This window comes from Acinetobacter sp. NIOH-H-8 (genome assembly GCF_046635365.1).
GTDB lineage: Bacteria > Pseudomonadota > Gammaproteobacteria > Pseudomonadales > Moraxellaceae > Acinetobacter.
In genome coordinates, this window is the sequence record NZ_JBHDVN010000124.1 from 1 (window position 1) to 618 (window position 618).

Sequence of the window (618 nt, forward strand, 5' to 3'; positions counted from 1 at the left end):
GTTGTCAGCCAGTTCCAACCAGTACCGCCCCCGAACCATGACGCGATGGTCGCCGGGAACAGAATAATACTGGAAGCGAAGATTGCCGGGATTACCCCCGCCATATTCACTTTCAGCGGTAAATGTGTGCTCTGTGCAGCATAGACACGACGACCTTGCTGACGTTTCGCGTAGTTTACCACAATGCGGCGTTGACCACGCTCAACAAATACAACAAAGAACGTCACTGCAAATACTAATACTGCAACCAACAGCAACACGAGGAAGTGCAGGTCGCCTTGACGCGCTTGCTCGATAGTATGGGCAATGGCTGGCGGGAGTCCCGCAACGATACCAGCGAAGATGATGATTGAGATACCGTTACCGATACCGCGCTCAGTAATCTGTTCGCCGAGCCACATCAGGAACATGGTCCCTGTAACCAGACTTACAACAGCGGTGAAATAGACTGCAAAGCCTGGATTCATCACCAGGCCCTGCATACCAGGCATATTCGGCAAACCGGTAGCAATACCGATCGACTGGAATATCGCCAGCACCAGAGTACCGTAACGGGTGTACTGGCTGATCTTACGACGACCAGACTCCCCTTCTTTCTTAATTTCTGCGAGCGTTGGA

1 protein-coding gene is annotated in these 618 nt (G+C 52.1%); it reads right to left on the bottom strand.

Annotation, left to right across the window (positions count from 1 at the left end):
• The coding region (locus tag ACEWB7_RS17350; RefSeq protein WP_411581006.1) for a preprotein translocase subunit SecY at positions 1-618 on the bottom strand (618 nt) is incomplete at both ends.